The 24710-nt window shown below is 38.3% G+C and carries 22 protein-coding genes; 11 read left to right on the top strand and 11 right to left on the bottom strand.

All coding sequences use genetic code 11. The features are described 5' to 3' along the window. Positions 1-10 precede the first annotated feature (10 nt). Complete coding sequence (locus J2Z23_RS13850; RefSeq protein ID WP_057984775.1) at positions 11-1156, top strand: mannitol-1-phosphate 5-dehydrogenase; 1146 nt, start codon at positions 11-13, stop codon at positions 1154-1156. Positions 1157-1344: 188 nt separating this feature from the next. Here the strand turns inward: J2Z23_RS13850 and J2Z23_RS13845 are convergent, their stop codons facing one another. From J2Z23_RS13845 to J2Z23_RS13825, 5 genes are read right to left on the bottom strand one after another with little or no spacing between them, the layout of a single operon-like run. Further along, a complete protein-coding gene (locus tag J2Z23_RS13845) occupies positions 1345-2520 on the bottom strand; it encodes an ABC transporter ATP-binding protein (protein WP_057984777.1) in 1176 nt (391 codons plus the stop codon). Then, positions 2521-4284 (bottom strand): ABC transporter permease, encoded by a 1764-nt coding sequence (locus tag J2Z23_RS13840; RefSeq protein ID WP_057984779.1) that lies wholly within the window; start codon positions 4282-4284, stop codon positions 2521-2523. It abuts the gene before it with no gap. Between the two features lie 3 nt (positions 4285-4287). Then, on the bottom strand, positions 4288-5178 hold the full coding sequence (locus J2Z23_RS13835; protein ID WP_057984781.1) for a sugar phosphate isomerase/epimerase family protein: 891 nt from the start codon (positions 5176-5178) through the stop codon (positions 4288-4290). A 14-nt stretch (positions 5179-5192) separates the two neighbouring features. Continuing rightward, positions 5193-6353 (bottom strand): ABC transporter substrate-binding protein, encoded by a 1161-nt coding sequence (locus tag J2Z23_RS13830; RefSeq protein ID WP_057984783.1) that lies wholly within the window; start codon positions 6351-6353, stop codon positions 5193-5195. Further along, the gene (locus tag J2Z23_RS13825; protein WP_338018431.1) at positions 6353-7096 is read right to left on the bottom strand and encodes an HAD-IIB family hydrolase; all 744 of its coding nucleotides are present in this window, start codon (positions 7094-7096) and stop codon (positions 6353-6355) included. Before J2Z23_RS13825 ends, J2Z23_RS13830 begins: the two co-directional genes overlap by 1 nt. Between J2Z23_RS13825 and J2Z23_RS22330 the strand changes: the two genes are divergently transcribed. Next, on the top strand, positions 7029-7229 hold the full coding sequence (locus tag J2Z23_RS22330) for a hypothetical protein (RefSeq protein ID WP_238482763.1): 201 nt from the start codon (positions 7029-7031) through the stop codon (positions 7227-7229). The genes J2Z23_RS13825 and J2Z23_RS22330 overlap by 68 nt on opposite strands. A gap of 114 nt (positions 7230-7343) precedes the next feature. Beyond that, on the top strand, positions 7344-8075 hold the full coding sequence (locus J2Z23_RS13820; RefSeq protein WP_165602836.1) for a GntR family transcriptional regulator: 732 nt from the start codon (positions 7344-7346) through the stop codon (positions 8073-8075). A gap of 177 nt (positions 8076-8252) precedes the next feature. Here J2Z23_RS13820 and J2Z23_RS13815 read toward each other — a convergent pair whose 3' ends face one another. The 4 genes from J2Z23_RS13815 to J2Z23_RS13800 form a co-directional block, all read right to left on the bottom strand. Beyond that, positions 8253-8432, bottom strand: a complete 180-nt coding sequence (locus J2Z23_RS13815; RefSeq protein WP_057984789.1) for an anti-repressor SinI family protein — start codon at positions 8430-8432, stop codon at positions 8253-8255. Between the two features lie 24 nt (positions 8433-8456). Continuing rightward, entirely contained in the window at positions 8457-9047 is a 591-nt protein-coding gene (locus J2Z23_RS13810; protein ID WP_057984791.1) for a TetR/AcrR family transcriptional regulator, read from the bottom strand. Between the two features lie 297 nt (positions 9048-9344). Further along, positions 9345-9806 (bottom strand): hypothetical protein, encoded by a 462-nt coding sequence (locus J2Z23_RS13805; protein WP_057984814.1) that lies wholly within the window; start codon positions 9804-9806, stop codon positions 9345-9347. A 24-nt stretch (positions 9807-9830) separates the two neighbouring features. Next, a complete protein-coding gene (locus J2Z23_RS13800; RefSeq protein ID WP_057984792.1) occupies positions 9831-10841 on the bottom strand; it encodes a DUF3231 family protein in 1011 nt (336 codons plus the stop codon). Between the two features lie 413 nt (positions 10842-11254). On the opposite strand from J2Z23_RS13800, the gene J2Z23_RS13795 reads away from it, so the two are divergent. Further along, positions 11255-11608 (top strand): hypothetical protein, encoded by a 354-nt coding sequence (locus J2Z23_RS13795; protein WP_057984795.1) that lies wholly within the window; start codon positions 11255-11257, stop codon positions 11606-11608. Between the two features lie 133 nt (positions 11609-11741). On the opposite strand, the gene J2Z23_RS13790 is transcribed toward J2Z23_RS13795, so the two are convergent. Further along, positions 11742-12980 (bottom strand): ROK family transcriptional regulator, encoded by a 1239-nt coding sequence (locus tag J2Z23_RS13790; protein WP_209974269.1) that lies wholly within the window; start codon positions 12978-12980, stop codon positions 11742-11744. A 538-nt stretch (positions 12981-13518) separates the two neighbouring features. On the opposite strand from J2Z23_RS13790, the gene J2Z23_RS13785 reads away from it, so the two are divergent. The 5 genes from J2Z23_RS13785 (at position 13519) to dgoD (ending at position 20310) form a co-directional block, all read left to right on the top strand. After that, positions 13519-14304 carry an SDR family NAD(P)-dependent oxidoreductase gene (locus J2Z23_RS13785; RefSeq protein WP_057984799.1) on the top strand — a complete coding sequence of 262 codons (786 nt, stop codon included), beginning with the start codon at positions 13519-13521 and terminating at the stop codon, positions 14302-14304. Positions 14305-14548: 244 nt separating this feature from the next. Next, entirely contained in the window at positions 14549-17377 is a 2829-nt protein-coding gene (locus J2Z23_RS13780) for a glycoside hydrolase family 2 protein (protein WP_209974266.1), read from the top strand. Between the two features lie 56 nt (positions 17378-17433). After that, positions 17434-18387: a sugar kinase gene (locus J2Z23_RS13775; RefSeq protein WP_064468922.1), complete on the top strand. Its 954-nt coding sequence runs from the start codon at positions 17434-17436 to the stop codon at positions 18385-18387. A 27-nt stretch (positions 18388-18414) separates the two neighbouring features. Then, the gene (locus tag J2Z23_RS13770) at positions 18415-19047 is read left to right on the top strand and encodes a bifunctional 4-hydroxy-2-oxoglutarate aldolase/2-dehydro-3-deoxy-phosphogluconate aldolase (RefSeq protein ID WP_057984817.1); all 633 of its coding nucleotides are present in this window, start codon (positions 18415-18417) and stop codon (positions 19045-19047) included. A 114-nt stretch (positions 19048-19161) separates the two neighbouring features. Then, positions 19162-20310 carry a galactonate dehydratase gene (gene dgoD, locus J2Z23_RS13765; protein WP_064468923.1) on the top strand — a complete coding sequence of 383 codons (1149 nt, stop codon included), beginning with the start codon at positions 19162-19164 and terminating at the stop codon, positions 20308-20310. A gap of 830 nt (positions 20311-21140) precedes the next feature. On the opposite strand, the gene J2Z23_RS13760 is transcribed toward dgoD, so the two are convergent. Further along, a complete protein-coding gene (locus J2Z23_RS13760) occupies positions 21141-22046 on the bottom strand; it encodes a LysR family transcriptional regulator (protein ID WP_057993905.1) in 906 nt (301 codons plus the stop codon). Between the two features lie 238 nt (positions 22047-22284). Here J2Z23_RS13760 and J2Z23_RS13755 point away from each other — a divergent pair, with 238 nt between their 5' ends. Together J2Z23_RS13755 and J2Z23_RS13750 are read left to right on the top strand one after the other, a co-directional pair. Further along, positions 22285-23019 (top strand): SDR family oxidoreductase, encoded by a 735-nt coding sequence (locus J2Z23_RS13755; protein ID WP_064468925.1) that lies wholly within the window; start codon positions 22285-22287, stop codon positions 23017-23019. Between the two features lie 245 nt (positions 23020-23264). Next, positions 23265-24455 (top strand): MFS transporter, encoded by a 1191-nt coding sequence (locus J2Z23_RS13750; protein WP_209974264.1) that lies wholly within the window; start codon positions 23265-23267, stop codon positions 24453-24455. Positions 24456-24710: the final 255 nt, after the last annotated feature.

The raw sequence follows: 24710 nt of genomic DNA, 5'->3' as shown, positions 1-24710 counted from the left end.
GAATGATTTGATGAAAAAGGTTGTGCACTTTGGAGCAGGAAATATTGGTAGAGGGTTTATCGGAGCATTATTTTCCCAATCAGGCTATCATGTAGTGTTTGTTGACATTGCTGAACAAATCATTAATCAACTAAATGAAGATAAACAATACAATGTCAAGCTTGCTATCGATGAAGAACAAACAATGAATATTCAGAATGTATCTGGGTTGAATAATATGAATCAAGAAAAGGAAGTCATTGATGCAATTAAGGAAGCAGCCTTTTTAACAACAGCGATTGGGCCTAATATTCTCCCCCGGATCGCTCCACTGATTGCCAAAGGCTTAGTCGCAAGAGTCAATGAAGATAAAGAAAAACTCTATGTCATTGCCTGTGAAAATCAAATTTCAGCGACTGATTTATTAAAAGGGTATATTATGGAACATCTTGACGAAACAGATCAAAATAAGGTTCTCGCGAATGTTGCCTTCCTAAATTCAGCGGTTGACCGAATTGTACCGATACAGCATAATCAAGGAAGTTTGGATGTGCTTGTAGAGCCTTACCATGAGTGGGTGGTGGAGGCAACAGAGGAAATTCCTCCTATTGAGGGAATGAAAATTGTTCCCGATTTGGCCCCCTTTATTGAAAGAAAATTGTTCACCGTTAATACAGGTCATGCAGTGATTGCGTATTTTGGTTATCTTGCTCATAAAGAAACCATTGACGAAACATTGGCAGACGAAGTTATATACAACCAAGTTAAAGCAACATTGAAAGAGACCGGTGCTTATTTAATCCATGAATACAATTTGAATCCTGATGAGCATCAACAATACATTGAAAAAATTATCAGTCGTTTTGAAAATGCCCATTTAAAAGATGGTGTGACAAGGGTCGGACGTTCTCCGCTTAGAAAGCTTGGTCCAGATGATCGGCTGATCCGTCCTGCTGTCCAAGCGCAAAAAGCAGGACTATCCTATACAAACCTAGCAAAAGCGATTGCGGCTGCCTTGCTTTTTGACCATCAGGAAGATGAAGAAGCTATGAAGCTACAAACTATGCTAGAAGAACAAGGTATAGTACGTGTCCTTCAAGAAGTATGTGGTCTTAATGAGGCAAATGAACTGGCTCAAGAAGTGATCCGCCATTATCATGATATGAAGCAAGCATAAAATTCAGCCATCCCCGAAGTGATGCAAATGGGTGGTTCTCAACAAGATTAACCATTATTAAGATTTGACAACCCCCCTGTGGGGAGAGGTTGCAGGAGAAGTGTTTTAGACCACTTCTCCTTTTTAGTATATTCTAAAAGACCAACATTTCCCTCTCCTTTAAGGTTGCAAATCCTGGGTATATCCTGTTAACTGAATGTGCCTATGGAAAAGGTCTTACTTAATTGCAAATCAATCTTTGTCCGCTCGATCTGCCCGGAGATCACAGGACGAAGTTGGACATCGATTTTTCCATTTGATCCAGGATCAAAGATATTTAATCGTTCGATATTGGTTTTGATCCATACGGTACTGCCAATTTCATATAATGCTTCTCCCATTTCTTTAATTGACAGTATTGTTTTGGTTTGCGGAACTTTCACCTGAATATATGTTTCAGAGCCAGCTGGTAGCACGGAATATACTTCTGCTTTGATCGCACCTGGCACAGATTCATGAACAATTTCGATATTTTCTGGGTTTGTTGCTAAGGTCACGGTTGGTAGCCCGATTTTTGTCTTATAAGAAAAGGAGCTGAGCGGACTACTTATTGTCATTTGTTCATCATTTACCTTTGCTTCGACACAATTAACGGTTGGGTTCCCGATAAATTGGGCAACACGTAAATCTTGTGGGTATTTATATAATTGTTGTGGTGTATCCACTTGTACTAATTTCCCTTCAAAAAAGACGGCAATTCTCGTTGACAGTGTTAATGCTTCAACTTGGTCATGGGTCACATAAACGATGGTCGTTTTTAATTCATGATGTAGTCTTTTTAGTTCACTACGCATTTCGATGCGTAATTTAGCATCAAGATTGGATAATGGTTCATCTAGAAGTAGGATTTTTGGTTCGGTTACGATTGCTCGAGCGATGGCTACCCGTTGCTGCTGACCACCAGATAATTCACCTGGTGAACGATCAGAGAGGTGGGCAATTTGCAGCCGCTCCAATGTTTCTTGGACTTTTTGTTTAATGGTTTCTTTTGGCATCTTTTTAATTTTTAAGCCAAATGCGACATTTTCAAATACAGTTAAATGCGGCCACAGTGCATAACTTTGAAATACAAGATTTAAATTGCGCTCAGCTGCCGGAAGAGATAAATGCTTTGAAACACAGACAATCTCTTTATCGTCGATTGTGATATCTCCTTCACTAGGATCCTCTAAACCTGCTAGAATACGCAAAAAAGTCGTTTTACCACAGCCAGAAGGACCAAGCAATGTCATAAATTCCCCATTATGAATGGTTAAATCAATCCCTTTTAAGGCATGGAATTTGCCAAAGTGTTTATGAATGTTTTTAATTTTTATCGTTCCCATTTATTTTCCGATTCCTTTCGTAATATCGGTTTTCCCAAAAACAGTGACAGCGACATAGACTAGAATGATCGACATGACAATGATGAATACAATCGCATTCGCTGTTTGTGTATATCCTTGCTCTTGTAAATCGAATGTATAGGTTGTTAATGTCATTGTCTTTGGTGTCACAAGCATGATGAGCAAGTCCAATTCTTTCATCGCACTAATAAATACTAAAATAAACCCACTTAATAACCCTTTCCGACTCAAAGGCAGAATAATTTTCCTGAATTTTGTTCGCCAAGACGCACCAAGGACACTGGCAGCTTCCTCGAGTTCATTGCCGATTTGAATCATCGAGCTTGTACCTGTTCTCGTTGTTAATGGCAATTCACTGACAACAGTGATTAATACGAGAATGGCCATCGTTCCGTAAAGGGATGGTAAGAATAAGCTCGGTTTTGAAAACATCGATAAGTAAATGGCTGAAAAGGCAATGCTAGGAATCAAAATTGGTAAAAATGAAAGCTGGTCCATCAACTTAAATGTCCACTTTTGTTTATTACGCGTAATAAGATAACCAATGACAAGCCCGATAAATGCCGCAATGGATGCTGCAAAAAATGAAATCATCACAGTATTTTTAAAGGCACTAAAGATCCGCTCGTTTTGTAATACACCTAGAATCCCGTTCCCAATTGCTGGATCAGATTGTCCAATCCAATAATGTAAAGTTAAGTTATCTAGACGATAAACGCCATCTTTCAATAAAAGTGTTTGGATCCCCAGTAATAATACTGGGAGAATGCTTAAACAAAAGATGAAAAGCCAAATGACGACATGCGTAAATAAACGCCATTTTCCGAGACGAATAAGTTTACGCTTGGAACCTTTCCCACCGATCGTCGTGTAATTGCGCCGACTGATTACTTTCTGATTGAAATAAATGACAACAATCGCACTAACAATCAGGACAAGACTGAGAATAAATCCATATACCTGTTGACCTGTGGAAATATTACTGTAAATCATCGTCGATAATGTATAGTATCTTACAGGTAAGCCAAGTAGGGCAGGAACACCAAAAGAACCAATCGACTTAGAAAAGATCAAAATAAAGGCAGAAACAATTGCTGGTAAAACAAGGGGGAAGGTTATTTTTCTAAGAACTTTCCAAGTATTGGCCCCGAGTATTGTGGCGCCTTCTTCAACATCTGAATTGATCGAGCTAAGTGCTGCTCCGACTAGGAGAAAGGCAAAAATATAATAATGGGTTGAAAGTGATAGAATGATCGGAACGGCTCCATATGACAGCCAATCAGGGGGACTTACATGAAAGATTGCTTGGATCAGTCCTGCGCGTCCACCAATTCGATCATTTTTAAAGATGATGAGCCAAACGAATGCATTGAACCAGGATGGTAGCATATAAGGCAAAATAAGTAGAAAGCTAATCACCTTTTTATATTTCAAATCAGTGCGAATCACAACCCACGCTAAAAGCGATCCTAGGATTAGTGAAAGGATAGAGACAAAAATTCCGATTTGAAATGTTTGGAGAATCGGACTATAGAGCAAAGCTTGACTAATATCACTAACAAACACAGATTTCCATCCCTCGAATGTAAAGCCATCCGTACCTTTTACATTCATAAATGTCGAGGCAATAATTTCTCCTAAAGGAAAAATAATCGTATAAGCGAGAAAGGCTAATATAATGATGGTTAATAAAAAGATTGGATTCTGGACTTTTTTTCGAATCAGTACTCCATACTTGCGCATAGCTTATCTCGTTCCTTTCCTACATGAAGCAATCGTACGTTGTAAATAATTGACCGTTTCTGCAATCAATTCCGGTGCATTATCTTCTTGTGGCCACCGTTCAAGTGATAGTTCTAAATTGTATATGCCTTTGTACCTGTTCTGTTCTAACAGTTGAACAAATGATTGAAGAGGGAGATTCTTTTCGTTCTGAATCGGAAAATGGGTTGTTCGCGCTAAATTGATTCCATGGATATGTGTATGAACGACGCGTTTACAAAATCTGTTCAATAAAGGATCCTCTTCAAAAATCGCTGGAGCATTTTCCTTACCATTAAGCAAGTTTGAAAAATAATGTCCCATATCCCAACAGATGCCCACATCTGGACGATTTAATGCTTCTACCATTTCAAGTACACCATTAAGTGTATTACCTGGATCTGTCACTTCTTTCACTCTATTATTTTCAAGGGCAAATTGAAGTTGGTATGTTCGAGAATTTAATTCATTCGCCCATCTATGCAATATTTGTGCTGTACGAGCAGCGTAATTCCCATTCCTTTCATCACCTTGACTTGCGTGGATCGGCATTGTTATTGGCTTATTCAAGTTTTCAAGTAAAGGAAGAAGTGGGGGATAGTCGGTATAGACTTGACTACCGACTATCGTATGACTCAGTTCCCCGTGAATGGTAATATTCAATCCTTTGCTTTGAATCATTGCAAGTGCCTCATGATAATCTTCATAACTAGCAGTTTGCTTATATATGCGCACTTCTATGCTCGAAACACCAAGTGATTGTAAATAATCAACATAAAGATCAAGGCTTGGAAAACCAGCGGTGTAAACTTGTTTTTGTTCAGCCGGGATACTGCTCTGCAATGCTTCTTGCTGAATGGACATACCAATTTTCATTTATCTCGCTCCAATCATTGCATTTTCAAAAGAAAGTTATGCATTTCGTCTGCATGCTCGTAATAATATTGTTCATCCTCTTCCCATAAATTGAGCTCTGATAAGGGCGGGAGGGAAGTGTCTTGCTTAATATCATTTCGTACAGCAAATGTTCCTGGGTTGTTAAATGGTGCAAAGCCTTTACCTTGCCCATCTTCACCACCTGCCATATAGCGGATGAATAGCTTGGTCGCTGCGATATTCTCTACATTGCTTGTCACAAAGACACGAGATGTTCCAGGAACAGACAGTTTTGGTTGCAATTCTGGGTTAATCCCAAGAGCAGCATCCTTTTGGACGACATCACGCAATTTTACCGTAGAAGCAATGGCGACAACGGAGTGATCAGCACCTGATTCTGCAACAGCGTCAACAGTATCACCCATCGAACTCATAAGAATGGCGTCATTATCTAATAAACGTTTGATAAATTCATAACCAGCATTTTCTGTGCCATTTAACTCTAAAGGTTCACCGAATTTCTCTTCATACGCTTTTTCCATCTCATCCGCATGTTTGACCATTGTCATGAATACCCCTTGAATATCTGGGGCAGAAAGAGGATCTTTTAAAAGTACTTTGCTTTTCCATTTTTCTGTTGTTAAGTCCCACCAGTTGTCAATCGGTGCTTCAGTATGATGATCTGTATTATGGATAATCGTAATAGCTTCGGAAATGAACCCTAATCCTTCATATGACTTGTAAGGTTCGTCGATATGTTTCATAATTTCCTCTGGTTTATATTCTGATATATAGCCATTTTTCAATAAATCATTTGACCATGAGCCATTTGTTCCTTTACCTAAAATGATATCTGCGTTATGAACACCTGAATCATGTTCCCGTTGAATCTTTTCATAAATCTCCGGGTCACTTACTTTTGTGACAACTGCTTTCACTCCTGGGTATTCTTCTTCAAAGGCAACACCCACCTGTTCAGCTGCTGAAGTCGCACTATAGATCACAACTTCTCCTTCAGCTTTCGCTAATTCATACAAATCCTCTGTTGTTTCGTAGGAGTCAAAGCTTACTCCATTGTTCTCACTTCCTGCTGACTCCTCAGATTCTCCATAAGCATTCGCACAACCAAATAATGCAACGATAAAGAGCAAACTTATTACAAACAGTTTTTTCATTATGCCATCACCTTTGTTAATTGTAGTTTTTCAAGATAATCTGCTATTGCATCTTCCTGGTTTGTTTTTTCTAATACAAATGTTGATACACGTTTTAATTCTGGATGTGCATTCAGGACGGCAATCCCGATGTCCGCTTCGGAAACTAAGGGGATATCATTTAAGTTGTTGCCGAAAGTTATCACTTGTCTTGCGGGATCAAGATAATTATTTTTCAAAAATGTTAAGGCATTTCCCTTTGATGTATTAGTTGGTAGTAGTTCCAAGTATTCCGGCTCTGAGAATGTTGTGCAAATTGCAGGATATTCCGCATTTATTTGCTGTTCAATCGCTGTTAATAAAGCTTGGTTAGTATGGGCAATTATTATTTTTGTCACATATTCATTTTGCAGGGTTGGTATTTGCTCGAATACAGTCAGTTCTTCCTTTGCCTCGAATATTTGAATAAGTGGTCCTTTTTCATTTGTATAGATTTCTTCATTCATAAAATACATAATTTCTATGTTTTCTAGTTTTGCTAGTGTTGCCGCGATTGAATCGGTCAACGCAAATGACTGACGATAAAGAATCCGCTTTGTTCTGGGGCAAAAGATTTGTGCACCATTATGAGTAATAACCGGATATTGAATGTTCAACTGATCAATAAAGGAAGTGATGGATGTTTGCACACGACCAGTGGCAAATGTGAAAATCCCTCCATTTTCCTGGAATTCTTTAATGGCACGCTCGCTTTTGCGTGATATTCTTTGTTCATCATCGAGTAATGTGCCATCTAAATCCGTTACGATACATAAATTAGAAAAGTCATTTTTTGAACTAGTAATCTATTTTCACCTCCATGATGTCTATACCTCGATGGTAACAGGGGAATATTGAGGGAATGTTAACTTCGATGTAAACATTATGTAAATGTTAGGTTGACTCACGAAAATTAATTTTACAATATGATAAATTATAGTTAGGGAGAAAAAGATGTATAGAGGTGACGGAGTGAAACAGAAATCAGCTTACCAATTAATAAGTGATAAAATACTGGAAGATATTCAAAAAGGTATTTACCGACCTGGTGAAAGACTGCCAGCAGAATTGGAAATGGCGAAGCGTTTCGATGTAAGCCGTGAAACTTTTCGTTCAGCGATTCGTCTGTTAGAAAAACGTGGGGTAGTGGTTGTAAAACATGGAGTGGGCACATTTATAACGAAAATGTTACCTACGATTCCTAGTAGTTTAGAGATATTAACGAAAATTTCCGATTTAATTAAAATGGCTGGTCTGATTGAAGATGAAAGAAAGGATTTCTCAAAAACGATAGATTGTCCCCCTGATTGGGCCCAGAAATTGGCGATTCCAACTGGAACACCAATTTCTTTTCATCAAAGAATTCGCATCGCCAACAATGAACCAGTCGTTTTATCGCAAAATATTATGGCGAAGTCGTTAATTGGGGAAGCGTTTGAGAAAAAAGAATTATATGGTTCATTAACAGAGTTTCTTGAAAAGGAATGTAATATTACGATATTAACAAGTGATAGTGAACTGATCGTGCCACTCCATACAGACAAGCTCTGTCAAAAATTGCTTGTGTACCCAGAAACAACCGTCCTTTTAATGGAACAAATCCATTACAATGAACTCAATGAACCTGTTATGTATAGTAGAGATTATTTTAGAAATGATATCTTTCAATTTAAATTAAGAAGAACAAAAAGAGGAATTGAGTAGAATTTTACCTATAGGATCCCTATGCGAGAAGATTTAAATCTAAGCTATTAAAGTAAAGTGAGTATGGCTTCTACTTAAATAGCTTAGATTTTTTACTTTCACCTTATTCTCTTATTTTGCAAAAAAGTAAAAGCGGTTCGTATCCCTTTAAAACGTGAAATGCGAACCACTCAAGTTTTAGGGGGATTTAGAATTGGCTTTTTCAAGGTTACTGACATTCGCTTTTTTTAATTGAATAGTGTTATAAAGAAATGTTCTTACTTCATCTGGTTTTAATCCTATCTTTTTTGCTTGTAATATAAGAGACAACCATTCGTCATCGAGGTTCATATTCCCCAACTTTCTAATGGCATTCACCTCCCAATCTCTTTCTAAAATTAACTAGCTTTTCAATCCATATAATAAGAGCCGCACAATTTCATTGGCCAATTGTTCAGGCTTTGTCACGCCATTTAGTAATTTTGTTTTAGTAAGCCGTTCTATGATCCCTATTAAACTTTCAGCCACGGTATGCATATTGATATCTGCTCTGAAATAACCATTCTCTTGTTCGATTAGCAAGTTCTGCTCAATTTGGCGTGCCATTTGACTTTTTATTTCCTCTGATTCGTTGGCCAGGTAAAAACCAATCTTTGTTAAAGCGGGTTGTTCTTTAAAAAACGATAAAATATTAGTAATTCGCTCCGTTATTTCTCCCTCAAGTGTACTTTTTTCTAATCCTGATTCGAGAAGACTTTGTTGCACTAATGTCATTAGCTTTTGTTGAAATATAGCAACTAATTCTTGAAAAATTGCTTCCTTACTTTGAAAATACAAGTAAAAGGAGGGTTGTGTCACATTCGCTTTTTGCACAATCGCACTTATTTTTGTTTCATGATAACCATTTTTAGCAAACTCTTCTGCGGAAACTTGGAGCAAAAGGCTCCTGCGTTTTTCTCCATCTGCCCCTTTTTTTCTTCCTCTTTTCCCCATTTAAGCCACTCCATAAAATATATTACTTACGAGTATTATATTTCGGTAAATGTACTGCGTCAACCGAAAGTTTAGAAGATTAGTTATATTATGAATATGGGCAGGATTTAACGCTATAAATAACAGGTTGTTATGGGATATCGCCAAAGCACCCCAATTTTTAGGAAAAGTTGTCCTTTAATTTAGAAAGCTCCCATTAATAAGAAGAATTTCTAGTTTGTATAAGCCTCTCGGATCCGAGATACTAGAATCAAACTGATTTCCACCTGGCTGACTATATTCACAGGCACAAAAGTTTTATGAGAGCTTCTTTCTTAAAATTCTTTGTAAAATGTATCCCGCAAGTAAACCGGGAATAACGCTTAATAGCGGTAGCCAAAGAGGGCCAATCTTTTCCCCAAATAGCGTTATTTTGGATGAATAGATCATGCCGATAGTAACGAAGTAAACTGAAAATACAAATGGCAAAGAGGCAAATGGAGTCTTGCCTCCACCTGCATCTTTATAGGCATCCCACATAGCAAAAGAATACAAGCAAGCGTAAAACATGAGCCATTGATAATCAGCTTGTTGAATCGCCTTCTCATTTTCTCCCTGAAAACTTAGCAGAATAACTTCGTTTAAATGCCCTTTCACATTGACCAAAAATTCTAGAGAAAGTAGGGCGAGCCCTTTAATGTATTTCCCGTTTAAAAATTGACCAAATCCAGGTAGAACGATACTCCATAAAAGTACTTCGGTTGGATTTTTATTTGCCATATCATTGTATAAGGCCACCTTCAATTAATTGCCTTTTGCTAAATCTTTCCGATTTGGAACCATAGGAGGCTGTTCTAACCATTTATTTTTAATCATGATATTTGCTCCATCCTCGGAAAGCTTCTGTATCTCAAGCGATAATCTGTTATACATTACACCTAAATCAACTCTAGGACTTTGAGCAATACTTAAACCATAGAAGCCAATACTTAAAGAAATTAAAGATGTTGTATAATACATCATTAATTTATCAGAGAATGTATTGGTTGTACTCTTGGAAATATCTGTGTCCCATGTCATTGGTACAGGTAAATTGCTTTCCTTTAATTTTTCGCTAAATACTGTAATATGTTTTTTGGCAATATCTATACATCTGAGCATGAACTTTGTGACATCTTTTGCTTGGGCTACTTGGCTAAATCCCGTTAAAGTAGCTGTACCTAAAGCATTTCTTTGGATATTCGAATAAAGATTAGTCAATTCTGAACCAATTAAGGGTCTTTTTTCACCGAAAATGTCCCATAAGAAAGATTGCTTTTTAACAAAGTTTACTTCATCAAGATTAGGGAGATAGGGTGCTCTGATATACAACCCTTTTGATAACAATAAATCCTTTGACATCTCGTATAATTCCATTGTTTCTTGAAGCCGCTCTTTATAGTAGGTGGTAATATCTGACCTAACAGCGAGGGACAAACTTGCAGCATAGGCTCTAAGACCAATTGCTGCCATTTGATGGATAAAGGTTAGTATAAAACTATCCGCGTATAATCTTGGAGCGGTTAAATCAACATCTTCCTCTACTTTAAAACCATGAGGGATCTTATGCTTTTCTTCAGTAAGTATAGACTTGATTTTATGTACATGTGTTTGAGATAACTGCAAAGCATGTTTAATTATCGGTTTTATTTCGGTATCTTCCGCTTTTTCTAGAAAAAAACTGAGTGAACATACGGTTGCACTATCTTCCATGTATTGCATATAAAGCTGGGTGATTTCACCTGAAGTCAATCGTATTTGTTTTCCTTCTACCATAATGGACCCTCCAATTTAACGAATCTTCTTCCTAATTATTCTCTGTCATTAAATGTAATTTATGCGGAGAAGGAAATATATAATTTGGTGGTACTCGGAACAGGGAACGTTAGAAGGGAAGGAATGTAGTGTAAATAAAAGGGGAATTCCGGAATATCAACTATTAATAGCAGTTCTCGATATATGGTGAGGGCAGTTTCCAAAATAGATGGTCAAATCAAGTATCGCTCGAAATGAACAGGAAATGGAACAGATAGGAGGAAAAATAAAGAGGAGTTTTTTAACTTCAAAATAGTATGATGAATGATCCACCACTAAGTCTTTTTTAGGATAATTTAAGTATAGTTAAGGATAGAACAAGGGTACAGAATGATGAATGTAAAGTTCTCTTTAAAATAGGAGGAGTGATAGAAATGGGCGTTTCAATTTATTATACATGTGAAAGAAACACTCCTATGTCAGCTGAAGAACAACAAGTAAATGTGATTGTGGCCAAGTATAATGATCATTTTGAACTGAAAGAGAGCGGGGAAACTTTCTGTGTTTATGAAAGGGATGATTCGGAGCCAGCGATAATCTTCGAAGGCGCAACAAAGTTACCTTTCTCCGAAGATATTGAGGATATGTTGGCTGCTTTATACTACTGGTTATCATGTCTTACGGAAATTAGAAGAGTGATTGCTGGCGGGGAATGGCATGTCCATCTTGATGATCTAGACGCGATGTGGAATGAAGATGAGGGGTGGCAAATGCTGATGGTTGATTAGTTTTAAGAAAATTAACCTTGCTCCAATGCAAAGGAATTTATCTAAAAAAGAGCGTTATAGAAGGTATTCAATTTTCTATGACGCTCACGGAAAGTTATTAAAGTTTGGAAGTTGCCAATTGGGCTTAAGTAAGCTAATTGGATTTTAAACTCGACAATGGAAGCTCACCTTTAAACAGCTCGTTGATCCAGAGTGTGGCTGCTCCAAGAACACCAGCTTGTTGACCAAGTTTGGATTGGACTATTTCTAAATGGTCGATGTTCGTTAATAATGCGTGAGTGTGAAATGATTCTGTTAATGGCTGCATGACTGCATCTTGCCCGCGAAGTATTCCTCCCGTTAATATGACTTTCTCTGGATTAAATACATTCACCAATGTGGAAATGCCGATTCCTAAGTATCTTGAAGCCGTCTCCAATATGGATAAGGCGAGCTGATCATTTTGCTTGGCTGCTTCATAGAGATGGTTGAGAGTAATATGGTCGGGACTTTTGGCAATTTCAGTAATGAGACTTGGAAAGCCTTTTTTGATTTTGATTTTCACTTTTTCAATGATGGAAAGTTCACTTGAGATCGTTTCAAGACAGCCGTAATTACCGCAAGAGCAAAGTGAGCCATTGTCTTGAACGATTGTATGGCCAATTTGGCCCGCACCAAAATTGCTCCCATGAAATAATTGCCCATTAATCATGATGCCTGCGCCAATTCCGTAATCTACATTTAATGTAATAAAGGAATTTAAATTTTCTCCATCACCAAACCAGTATTCAGCAAGAGCTAGTGTATTACAATCATTGTCGATGATAACTGGTATATTTAGTTTCTCCTCTAGCATTTGCTTAACGGGTATATTTCTCCAATTTAAATGAGGTGGATAAATAGAAATCCCCTTGATAGGGTTAACGATTCCATGCATCCCTAAACCGATCCCATTAATATCGGAAAAACTCATCTTAGAATCTTTAAGAAGCTGTCTTACCAATATTGCAACATAATCCATTATATTGTTTGGTGAAGTGTCCTCTGGAAGGTTTTCCTCCGAAAATAATAATCTCTCACCTAACGTATTAAATAAACCTACTCTGATTGATTTGGAACGAATTGTTACTCCAATAACTTTGAAAGAATCTTTATTGATTTCATACATTACCGGAGAGCGGCCTCGTTTAATCGGTGACTCGCCGATATTTTTGATCAACTGGTAGTGTTCTAACTCATGGATAATCTCTGAAACACCTGGAATAGTTAACCCGGTGATCTTTGCTAATTCAGATTTGGAAGCATTTGCATGATCTTTTAAAATTTGCAGAACTAGTTTTTGATTCAGTTGTTTCATAAGACTTTTACTTATTTTTTTCGGTTTAGTCAGCATGATCTATAACTCCTCTTACTTATTTCGCGTTAATGGACAGTAATACTCCAACTTAAGGTTTTAGGAAAGACGGGGAAGTGAAGGTGTCGGATAAAGCCCGATTGGTTCAAAGAACAGCCGGTGGGAACAGAGGGATGCAGACCACCACTTGGGGAAACTGCTTACATGACCTGCGTCCTGCATACCAAAGCCTCCACTGATGGAGTTTACCTTTTATGTAAAGTAAGTTTATTATATCGAAGAGTTGATAACAACTAATTTATTAAACTTTTCATATATATGATGGGGGATTATTAATTTGACAGGGTTTTTTCTTCACCTTCAAAATTCATATTAAAATAAAGTTCTAAAAACTAACTAGAAAACATTGACTATATTAAAGTCACCTTACTATAATGAAAAGAATAGTATGATAACGCTATCAAACTGAAGGGGGAGGCATAGAGTCAAGGAAGTTACCTTTAGAAACGAGCAATGATGATGAAACGCTGGGAAAGGGAAAGTAATGCCCGAAAATCGTAAATAGGGGGGATATTTATTGAGTCGTCTCAATGACCAGGTCGCGATAGTGACCGGTGCAGGCAGTGGAATTGGCAAAGGGATAGCTAAACGATTTATGGAGGAGGGGGCTACTGTAGTCATAGCTACAGATCAATCTGAAGAAGGGATTAACACTGTGAAAGAGCTACAGAAAAATAATGGCAACGCGGTGTTTATTCAAACAGATGTGGCTATGGAGACGAGTATTCAAAATATGGTACAGGAAACAATATCACGTTTTGGGCAAATTGATGCGCTTGTCAATAACGCAGGGATTACTGTTTTTAAAACCTTAGAAGAAGCCACAATCGATGATTGGAACAACTTAATAAATATTGATTTAAGAGGGCCATTTTTATGCAGCAAATATGTAATGCCATACATGAAAAAGCAAAGTAAAGGATCGATCATCAATATTTCATCCAATCACGCATTTGCGACTCTTCCAGATTCGGAAATATACGCTGCTGCTAAAGGTGGGGTAAATGCAATGACTAAAAGTATGGCGCTTAGCTTAGGACAATATGGGATTAGGGTAAATTCGATTTGTCCCGGATTTACGAATACTCCGCATTATCAGAGATGGTTGGCTGAAAAGAGTGATAAGGAATTGATTCACCAAGAGGTATTGCAATTGCATCCATTACAAAAAATTTGCACCCCTGAAGATATTGGTGATATGGCCGTTTACCTAGCATCTGCAGAGTCTGCTATGGTAACGGGTGAAGCGATTGTAATGGATGGAGGCCTGTCTTCTAGGTTGTATCATTCGAAATTATGTTGAGTAAGAAATTCACTTTTTTGAACTGGTAATCAATACTATAGTGATGTTTGGTGAAGGAGTATGAGATAGAACTAAACAATCTACAAATTAGTTGACCAATTGAAAGAAATATCTGTCGATGTAAGCTTAACTATATTAAAAGTGCTATCAAAGGTATAGATGGAAGCGTTTTATTTGCATTTCTCTTTAATAATGAAATTTACATTCCAGATAAGAAGGAGTGAAGAACGTGCATTCACAAAAGATGAAGGAACAGAATTTCTCCGTGAGTTTGAGTGAAAATTGGCATTTTACTATAGATCCGAATGATCTTTTACAGCTTTATGAAATAGGAGCAGACTTGCCAGAAACTACAATTCATGCAACTGGTTCGTGGGAAGAGCAAGGTTTTGGTTCAAAGACAGACCATGAACCAATTGGTACGTGGAAAAAAGAAAGGGAATATGAAGGAGTAGCTTGGTATGTAAAGGATGTATTCGTGCCTGAAGAGGTATCTGATCAATATGTGTTCTTAGTGCTTAGAGGAGTCCGCTGGCATACGGAATTATGGATTGATGGAATGTTCGTTGGTAAAGGCGAAAGTCTTTCCAGTCATCATCGTTTTGATATTACATCCTGTATCCAAGCGGGGAAAAAACAACGATTTGTTATACGTGTTGATAACACGATGAAGTATTCACTCCATGAAAGTCATATTCATTCTTATCATACAAGTACAAATTGGGGTGGGATTACTGGTGGTATTGCTTTGGAGACTGAAAAGCCGTACACCATTCAGGACATTCATCTCATTCCAGATGTAAAGAAGAAGAGTGTGGAGCTTCGTGTGAAAATTGATCGCAGGAAATGTCAAGATATGAGTGGATGGACACTAATAGCCAAAGTGATTCAACATGACGGCATAATGGATGCTGAAGCTCTTGAAGTAATTCCTGAGGAGAAAAATGGCCATTTTGTCAAACAACATCTGCACATTCAACTTGGAGATAAGGCTATATTTTGGTCACCAGATAATCCCTATCTATATGAATTGGAATTGATTTTACGACATCATGATGAAGTATATGATGTGAAAAAGACTACCTTTGGGTTAAGGAATTTGGAAACGGCAGGTAGACAAATTTTACTTAATGGCAAACCTATTTTTCTAACTGGATATGTGGATTGTTGTATTTTCCCACAAACGGGATATCCAATATGGGATGTAGATTATTATAGAATGCAGTTTAGGATAGTAAAAGGTTATGGATTTAATCATGTGCGGCTTCATGGCTGGACACCACCTAAACCGTTTTGGGAGGCGGCAGATCTTGAAGGGATGCTTGTCCAAACAGAATTACCGCATTGGAGTAAGCAATACTTGAATCGACGCAAGAGTGCGAACAATGAAACACATGGTTTTTTAAAGAGAGAACTAGAGCGCATCATTCGCAGTCTCCAATTACACCCATCTTTTGTTATGTTATCGTTGGGAAATGAGTTAATCAGTGCTGAAGGCCATCCACAATTAAATGAAATGGTCCAATTTGCAAGAAAACTAGATTGTTCAAGGCTTTATACAGATAATACAGGGTTTGGAGAGTTACCGAGTTTGGATCGGGAAGGTGATTATTTTACTCCGACATTCAATTGGCATCCTCCTTACAATATCGAACATGCGGCTCTTCCAGACACTACATTGGACTATGAAGAGATTACGAGACTGGAGAATAAACCACTGATCGCTCATGAGCATGGACAATTTACTATGTATGTCCGCCCTTTTGAAGCGGAGAAATATAAAGGGATTTTAAAGCCGCATTGGTTGGAAGCAATCAATGAAACACTGGAAGTGAAAAATGTAAGTGAAAGAGTACAGGACTTCATTAATGCAACGGGGATTCATCTTGTGCGTTCTTTAAAAGAAGCGATGGAAAAGGCAAGAAGAACAAACGGGTTAGCTGGTATTCAATTATTGGATATCCGTGACTTTCCTGGACAAGGTCATGCAACGGTTGGCATTTTGGACGTATTTTGGGATTCGAAACAAATTGTTAAGCCAGAGGAATTCCGTCAATTTAATGAGCAAACAATTTTATTAATGAGGGCAAAGAAGCGAACGTACTTTCAGGGAGAAATCCTTTCAGCGGATCTTGAAGTTTCTCATTTTGGAGAACCTATCACCTCAGCGATATTGTTATGGGAATTGAAGGCAGATAATAAAAGGATTGAAAAAGGCAGGAAGGAAGTATCATTCATTTCTGGGGATGGGATTACGGAGATAATTAAAGTGCGAGTCCCTTTGCGAAGTGAAGAAGCGCGAAGGCTGACATTAAGTGCAAGCTTAGATTATGAAGGAAAATCAGTTACAAATGAGTGGGATTTCTGGGAGTTTCCTCGGCAAAAATTGCCCCAACATCCTGAACGCATATGGACAAATATTGGAGCGATTCGGTCTGTTCTTTATGGTGCTAGGGTAGAGGGGATGATCGGGATTGAACAACATAGTTTTAAAGCAGAAGAGGATGTAGATCTTCTCATTACAGACCAACTCTCCAGAGATGTTTTGCAAAACTTAGTTGATGGTGGTTCTGTGTGGCTTATGGCGCAAAAGGATCGTCAATATGATGAGGTGCTAACAAAGTATTTGCCGATATTTTGGAATTATATTTGGTTTCCACAACAAAGAGGGACAACGATGGGAATGTTGATTCATGAGCATCCGGTATTGAAAAACTTCCCAAATGATCAATATTCCGATTGGCATTGGTTTCATCTTGTCGATAATACTGTTGCATTGGGAATGGAGCTACTGCCGAAAGTGAAGCCGATTGTTGAAGTAATTGATAATTTTAATCGGGCAAAACATTTAGCTTATGCTTATGAAGTGCAAGTCGGAAAAGGAAAGTTATTTGTGTCTACATTCAATCTCGCAAATAGGGAAACAATGAAACGACCAGAAGCCAATTATTTGTTTTTTGAGATATTGCAATATATTCAAAGCAAGGAATTTTCACCAGAGGTGAGAATATCAGTAGGAGAGCTGTTGGGAATTTTTAAAGTTAGATCATTAATTGAAATGAATTATGAATAGAATAGCGAAGAGAGTAAATTTACTATGTGGCAGTACGTGTAAATGGAGGTGGGGAGATGGACGTTGTTGGCATTGGAGAGACGATGGTATCATTTATGCCAGATACTTTTGGGCGGATGAGATATACGAATAGATTCACAAGTAGAATCGCTGGAGCAGAAACGAATACATTGATAGGTCTAGCAAAACTTAATCATCAAGTAGGCTGGATTAGCCGTGTGGGAGAAGATGAATTTGGAGCCTCCATTCTCAAGTTTGTTCGTGGAGAAGGAGTAGACATTTCGCAAGTGAAACAAACGAAAAATATTGCGACAGGAATATTTTTCAAGGAAGTTATCAATGAAAATGATGTTCATATCTATTATTATCGGAAAAATTCTGCAGCCAGTACGATCGAACGACGTGACATTAATGAAGAATATGTTAAAAGCGCAAAATACTTGTATTTGACTGGGATTACGCCAGCTTTAAGTGAATCTTGCCGAGAAGCGATTTTTCATTCTATTGAGGTTGCCAACTTCCATGGGGTGAAAGTGGTATTTGACCCGAATATTAGAAAGAAATTATGGAATGACGATCTAGCGAAAAAGACGATTTTGGCGATTGCTGAAAAGGCTGATATCCTCCTGCCTGGTATAGAGGAAGGAGAGTTTTTAGTAGGGAAAAGTACTCCAGATGAAATCGTTAAACAATTTCATAGGTTGGGGATAGATACCGTAGTGTTGAAACTCGGAGAAAAAGGTGCTTATTATTCTTGTCGAGATGAGTGTGGATTCGCTCCTGCCTACAAGATATCTAGAGTAGTAGACCCTGTTGGAGCAGGCGATGGCTTTGCGGCTGGCTTATTGTCTGGAATGTTAGATCAATTAGAAATGGCTGAGGCGGTGGCACGAGGATGTGCTGTGGGAGCACTAGTTGCAACGGTTTCTGGTGATGTGGAAGGTTTGCCTGACCGGGAACAGCTGAAGAAATTTACTCAATTGAATGACGGACAAGATGTATCAAGATAAATCCGGATAAAGGGGAATGTTCACATGATGGATGTTAAATCGCTGATTTTAGATAAAAAGTTGATTGCGATTCTAAGAAATGTGCCTGCGGATCACGTAATAGAAATTTCGAAAGCACTACAAAAAGGCGGTATAAGCATCATTGAAGTTACTTTGAATTCACCAGGGGCCCTATACGCGATTGAAAGAGTGGCCAATGAGCTTGGAGATGAAATACTTGTTGGTGCTGGAACTGTCCTAGATCCGGAGTCTGCGCAGCTGGCCATTTCTGCGGGAGCCAAATTCATATTATCACCTACCGTAAATCTTGAAACAATCAAGCTGACTAAAAGATATGGTGTGGTCAGCATACCGGGTGCACTGACACCAACCGAAATACTGACTGCCTATGAACAGGGGGCAGATATGATTAAGTTATTTCCTGCTCTTGTAGGAGCGGATTATATCAAAGCGATTCAGGGACCGTTGCCATTCATACCATTACTTGCTACAGGGGGAGTGGATCTTGATAATATCAAAGGCTTTTTACAAGCAGGTGCTGCTGGATTTGGAATTGGTGGTTCCCTCGTAAACGCTAATGAACCTTTTACAGCCGAATCGTTAGCGCGAATATCTGAAAAAGCAAGACAATTTGTAAAAGCGTTGGAGAGTGAACAGTAAAGATCAAGTATATTAATCTAGCTAAACTGGTAGTAGGATTCTTACTTCAGGAATTCGAGGAGAAAAAGTTGTTAATTCACTTTATCGAAAAAATAAGAAGAGGAGATGGAGACAGTGAAAATAATAAATATGGAATGTTTTATTGTTCCTCCTCGATGGTTATTTTTAAAGATCGAGACGGATAATGGTCTTGTTGGCTGGGGAGAACCAGTTGTTGAAGGAAGAGCACATACGGTCAAAGCGGCTGTTGAGGAGCTAAGTGATTATTTGATTGGCAAAGATCCAATGCGGATAGAGGATCATTGGCAAGTGATGTATAGAGCCGGCTTTTATCGTGGCGGACCTATTCTGATGAGTGCGATTGCAGGCATTGACCAAGCGTTATGGGATATAAAAGGAAAGTATTATCAAACACCCATCTATGAGTTGTTAGGCGGAGCATGTAGAGATAGTGTGCGGGTATATTCCTGGATAGGTGGCGACCGTCCTGTGGATGTAGCAATAGGAGCTAAAGAAAAAGCAGAGGCTGGGTTTACAGCGGTTAAAATGAATGCCACGGAAGAACTACAATACATTGATTCATTTAAAAAAATGGATGAAGTGATTGAAAGGGTGGCAAAGGTAAGAGAGGCAGTCGGCGATGACTTTGGAATAGGGATTGATTTTCACGGGCGTGTCCACAAACCAATGGCTAAATACTTAGCGAAGGAACTGGAGCCGTATCGCCCAATGTTCTTGGAAGAGCCTGTGTTACCTGAAAATAATGAAGCCCTTCGTGAAATAGCTCATGCTACCACAATCCCGATAGCAACAGGGGAGAGAATGTTTTCAAGATGGGATTTTAAAAAGTTATTATCAGATGGTTATGTGGATATTATTCAGCCGGATTTGTCACATGCGGGTGGGATCACCGAATGTAAAAAAATCTTCGCCATGGCAGAGGCATATGATGTGGCTGTTGCTCCACATTGCCCACTTGGACCGATTGCATTGGCAGCATGTTTACAAGTAGATGCCACAGCACATAATGTGTTCATTCAAGAACAAAGCTTAGGCATTCATTATAATGAGGAAAGTGACTTATTGGACTATCTTGAAGATTCATCTGTGTTCGAATATAAGGCCGGATCTGTTGCAAACCTGTCAGAACCTGGCCTTGGGATTAAAATAAATGAAGACTATGTTAAACAAAAGGAAAAAATCGGTCATAAATGGAGAAATCCAGTATGGAGACATAAAGACGGAACGATTGCAGAGTGGTGAAGATTTTAGAGAAGTGGCGTAAATCTATTATTTTGCAAGAGACTCGAACATTTAATATGGTAAACTCTGATAACGAATAATGCATGACTTTAGCGAAGGAAATATATTCAGACTTCTGCCAAAGGTCTGAGATGCTCCCCAAAAGTTAGGTAAATAATTTTTGGGGAGACACGTATGGAACAAACATAATAGTTCATTAATCGGGATATGAGAAAGGTTTTTTTGGTAAATACATTCTTATCCCAAGCTCTGTTCATTTGTTTTTTCTAATTCTATATGTGGATTCGTTCTCCATAGGAATAGGAATGCAAGTAGTATCGGACTTGGTGCTATGCTTCTAGAATGGGTATCTCAGTTTTGGAATTTCCAAGTTTTATTCATCGTTAGTGCAGTGTCAGTCGTCTGTTCCTTATTATTGTTCTCACTTTTCGTCCACCGGTTGCTGAAGAGCAAAAGGGATTCCCAAATGAGCGCTGGATCCCCTTCCTCTAAAACAATGTAAAAAATAGGTTACTGTTCATTGGAAAGGAAATGGATAGTAGCTATAGGGGAGGGGGGAAGGATATTTCCCGATTTTGAGTAAAGAGCCAAGGAAAAGTCAGTTGGCTTTCGGTGGTTTTACTTGATGGGGAGGTGAGGTATTATCCAATTCCCCATATATCTGATAGATTCATTTTACCCCTCTCCTACAATTAGAGAGGGGAGAGTAATGACAGTTATTCATAGCGCATATAATCTTAACTCTAAAAGCCTAGCAACAATCCGCTTATGAGGAGAAATTCCAACTAATTCAATCCTATAATATCCTTTCTAGCTCACTTGAGATTCTCTTATCCATTTGATAAGGAATTTGGAAGCTGCTCCTGAATTTCTTTTAAAAACATTTCAGCTGCCTTGGAAAAAACTTGATGCTTTTTCCACACAAAATTCAAGCCAGATTCAAGTCTCGGCTCTAATGGTCTAAAGCAGAGATTACGATCACTTGATGTATTTACTATTTTATCAAGGGCAATGGCATAACCGATCCCTTCTTCCACCATAATGGCAGCATTATAGGCAAGATTATAGGTCGTTACAACGTTTAATTTATCAAAGTCTTCTCCAAACCAATCCGCAAATTCATTTTTGGAATAGGTTTTCAAAGGCTGTCGTGAACAGATTAGTGGAATATTTAATAAATCGATTGCTTGAATAGTGTCTCTGGAAGCAAGTGGACTGTCTTTTCTCATCACAACACCCCAAACATCTTTGGCAGGGATCTCGATATAATTATATTTAGATAAATCAGCTGGTTGAATTAAAATCCCAAAATCAAGTAATCCTTTATCAAGTCGTTCTGTTACATCATCCTCGTTTCCGCTGTAGAGGTGGTAGCGAATATTGGGATAATTGGACTGTAAATCTTTTGCCACCCGGGCAATTTGTTTCATCGCGTCAGTTTCCCCACTGCCTATGTAAATATCTCCATTGATCGTTTCTTCCATTGCCTGAAATTCGTCCTCTAATTTTTCGACCATTCCTATAATTTCTTCTGCGCGCTTTCGGAGGAGTATCCCTTCGTCTGTAAGAATGACCCGATGGCGACTACGAGTAAAAAGCTTCTTCCCTAATTCTAGTTCAAGGTCTTTTAATTGCCTTGACAAAGTTGGCTGTGTCACGTGTAAAAAATCAGCGGCTGCTGTAATGCTTCCTTCGCGTGCAACCGTAAGAAAGTATCGTAAAACTCTTAATTCCATCCTAATTACTCCCCTTTACTCTTTCAGTATAGTGATTTTATAAATGCCTATTAGGCATATCTTACTATAATATATAAGTATTAGCTATATAATCAAAACGCGTTAGAATAAAGAAAGAAACAGGTTAGCAAAAAATCCTTGAAAATCTGAGTCAACTTTTTGTTATTAGGAGAGTAGGCACCGAGAAAGATCACGAAGTTCTATAGTGAGAATCATAGTTGAAAGGATGTTGTGTAATATGTCTAATCAAAATAAAGTGGTCATTATTATGGGAGCTTCAAGTGGAATTGGTGAAGCAACAACGAAGAAACTGGCCCACGCAGGGGCAAAGTTAGTCATTGCAGCACGCCGTGAAGAGCGCTTGAAAGCTCTTGTGGAATCATTGCCTGATGCTGATTTATCCTATGTTGTGGCCGATGTAACAAACAAAGCTGATGTTCAAGCTGTTGTGGATGTTGCTGTTGAAAAATATGGACGTGTGGATGTCCTCTTTAATAATGCGGGAATCATGCCCCAAAGTCCCCTTGCAGAAAAACGTTTTGATGAATGGCAACAAATGCTAGATATTAATATTATGGGCGTTCTAAATGGAATTGCTGCGGTCTTACCGATTATGAAAAAACAACAATCTGGTCAGATTGTGACAACGGATTCTGAAGCTGGGCATGTTGTATTTCCAGGAGGTGCTGTATATTGTGGGACTAAGTTTGCAGTTCGTGCGATCATGGAAGGCTTACGCCAAGAGGAGCGAGAAAATAATATTCGCAGCATCCTTATCTCCCCAGGAACAGTTGACACTGAACTTCATCTAACGATTCAAGATCCAGAAAGGCGCGAATGGACAGAGGATTTGCAACGAAGAATTGGTTTAAAATCAAGTGATGTTGCTGATGCCGTAGTGTATGCCATTAGTACACCTGAAACCGTTACTGTAAGTGAAATTGTTATTCTACCAACGAAAAAGGGGTTCTAATTATAGGGTGGTTAGTTGGTGCGAGCTTGAGACTGTTAACCACAAGAATTTAAAGTCCACCCGAACTGGCAGATTCGTTAAAAGAATGTGCAAAAATAAGTAGGCAATCGACAGCCGCAAAAGTTCGATTCATTCAATTAACAATTAGTGGGGGAGGAAGGGACCTCCTCTGATTGGAGTTTCACCTGTCCTCCTTTTTGCACGCATGAGCATACGGTTAAAGGTTATTTTTAGGAGGAATATTTTTGACTAAACGAGACCAATTGCTCGTATTTATCGTTACAATAGGGGTTTTCGGAATTATTAATACTGAAATGGGAGTGATTGGCATTTTACCTTCGATTGCGGATCACTTTCAAGTCAGTGTTTCAAAAGCGGGATTACTTGTAAGTCTCTTTGCCCTAGCTGTTGCAGTATCAGGGCCAACGATGCCACTCTTATTCTCAGGGGTTGATCGCAAAAAGATGATGTTACTCGTTCTCGGAATTTTTGTGATAGGGAATATGGTTTCCCTCTTAACGACGAACTTTATCATTGCTTTAATTGCTCGGGTGGTGCCAGCTTTTTTTCATCCAATTTATTGTTCATTAGCTTTTACCGTCGCTGCGGACTCTGTTAGTGAGGAAGAAGCACCAAAAGCTGTTGCGAAGGTCTTGATAGGGGTATCCGCGGGAATGGTGATAGGGGTACCCATTGTAAGTTTTCTAGATAGTGCTGTTTCATTTGAAATGGCAATGGCCTTTTTTGCGATTGTCAATGTTCTCGTCTTTTTTGCCACAGTAGTTTTTGTTCCATCTATGCCTGTGAAGGAAAGAATTTCTTATGGGACACAATTATCTGTATTAAAAAAACTAATTCCATGGCTTTCGATTGTCGCTGTAATTTTATTAAATTCGGCAGTATTCGGAGTGTATAGTTATCTAGCTGAATATTTAAAGACAGTGACAAATATGTCCCCAAATGCCACTAGTTTATTCTTATTTATTTATGGTGGGGCCAATATTATTGGAAACATTGCGGCAGGGAAGTTACTGACTAAAAATGCGCTTAAAACTGTAGTGATTTTCCCCTTTGCATTGGGTGTGATTTACACCATATTATACCTATTTGGTCAGCTTACATTTCCGATGGCAATTATTACTTTAATTTGGGGGATATTGGCTGGTATCGGAGCAAATATCAATCAATATTGGATTATGTCTTCAGCTCCTGAAGCACCTATTTTTGCTAATGGTTTATTTTTAACATCCGCTAACTTAGGAACCATGTTTGGTGCTGCTATCGGTGGAATATTTATTGCAAAATTAGGGACGCCATATGTGGTATTGGTAGGATTTATCTCATTACTACTAAGTGTTGTATTCATTTTACTTAGAAATTATCTGTCTTGTACAAAAAACAAATCAAGTTGCATGTTAAACTGGAACAGAAAATGATAAAGCTCAAACTAGGCAAGTTCGACTTCGTGCTTGCCTAGTTTGAGCTTTTTTATTTAAGAGGATTTTGACATTGCAGAATACTACTTATGAGTTAAATGGTGCTTAAATTAAGGGATTTTTCATTGCAAAGGTTTTAGTTTAACTTCATTCCGAAAGGAGTCTCCCTCTCCAAAAGGGTGTTAAGAAGGGGACATTCACTAATCTAAATGCCGATAACGGTTAAATGTAAAGACTCTGTAAAGGTTATGTAAA

Origin of the sequence: Lederbergia galactosidilytica, from assembly GCF_017873565.1 — a bacterium.
GTDB classification, from domain to species: domain Bacteria; phylum Bacillota; class Bacilli; order Bacillales; family Bacillaceae_C; genus Lederbergia; species Lederbergia galactosidilytica.
The sequence above is the reverse complement of the archived record's forward strand: the minus strand, read 5'-3'. Positions and strand labels throughout refer to the sequence as shown.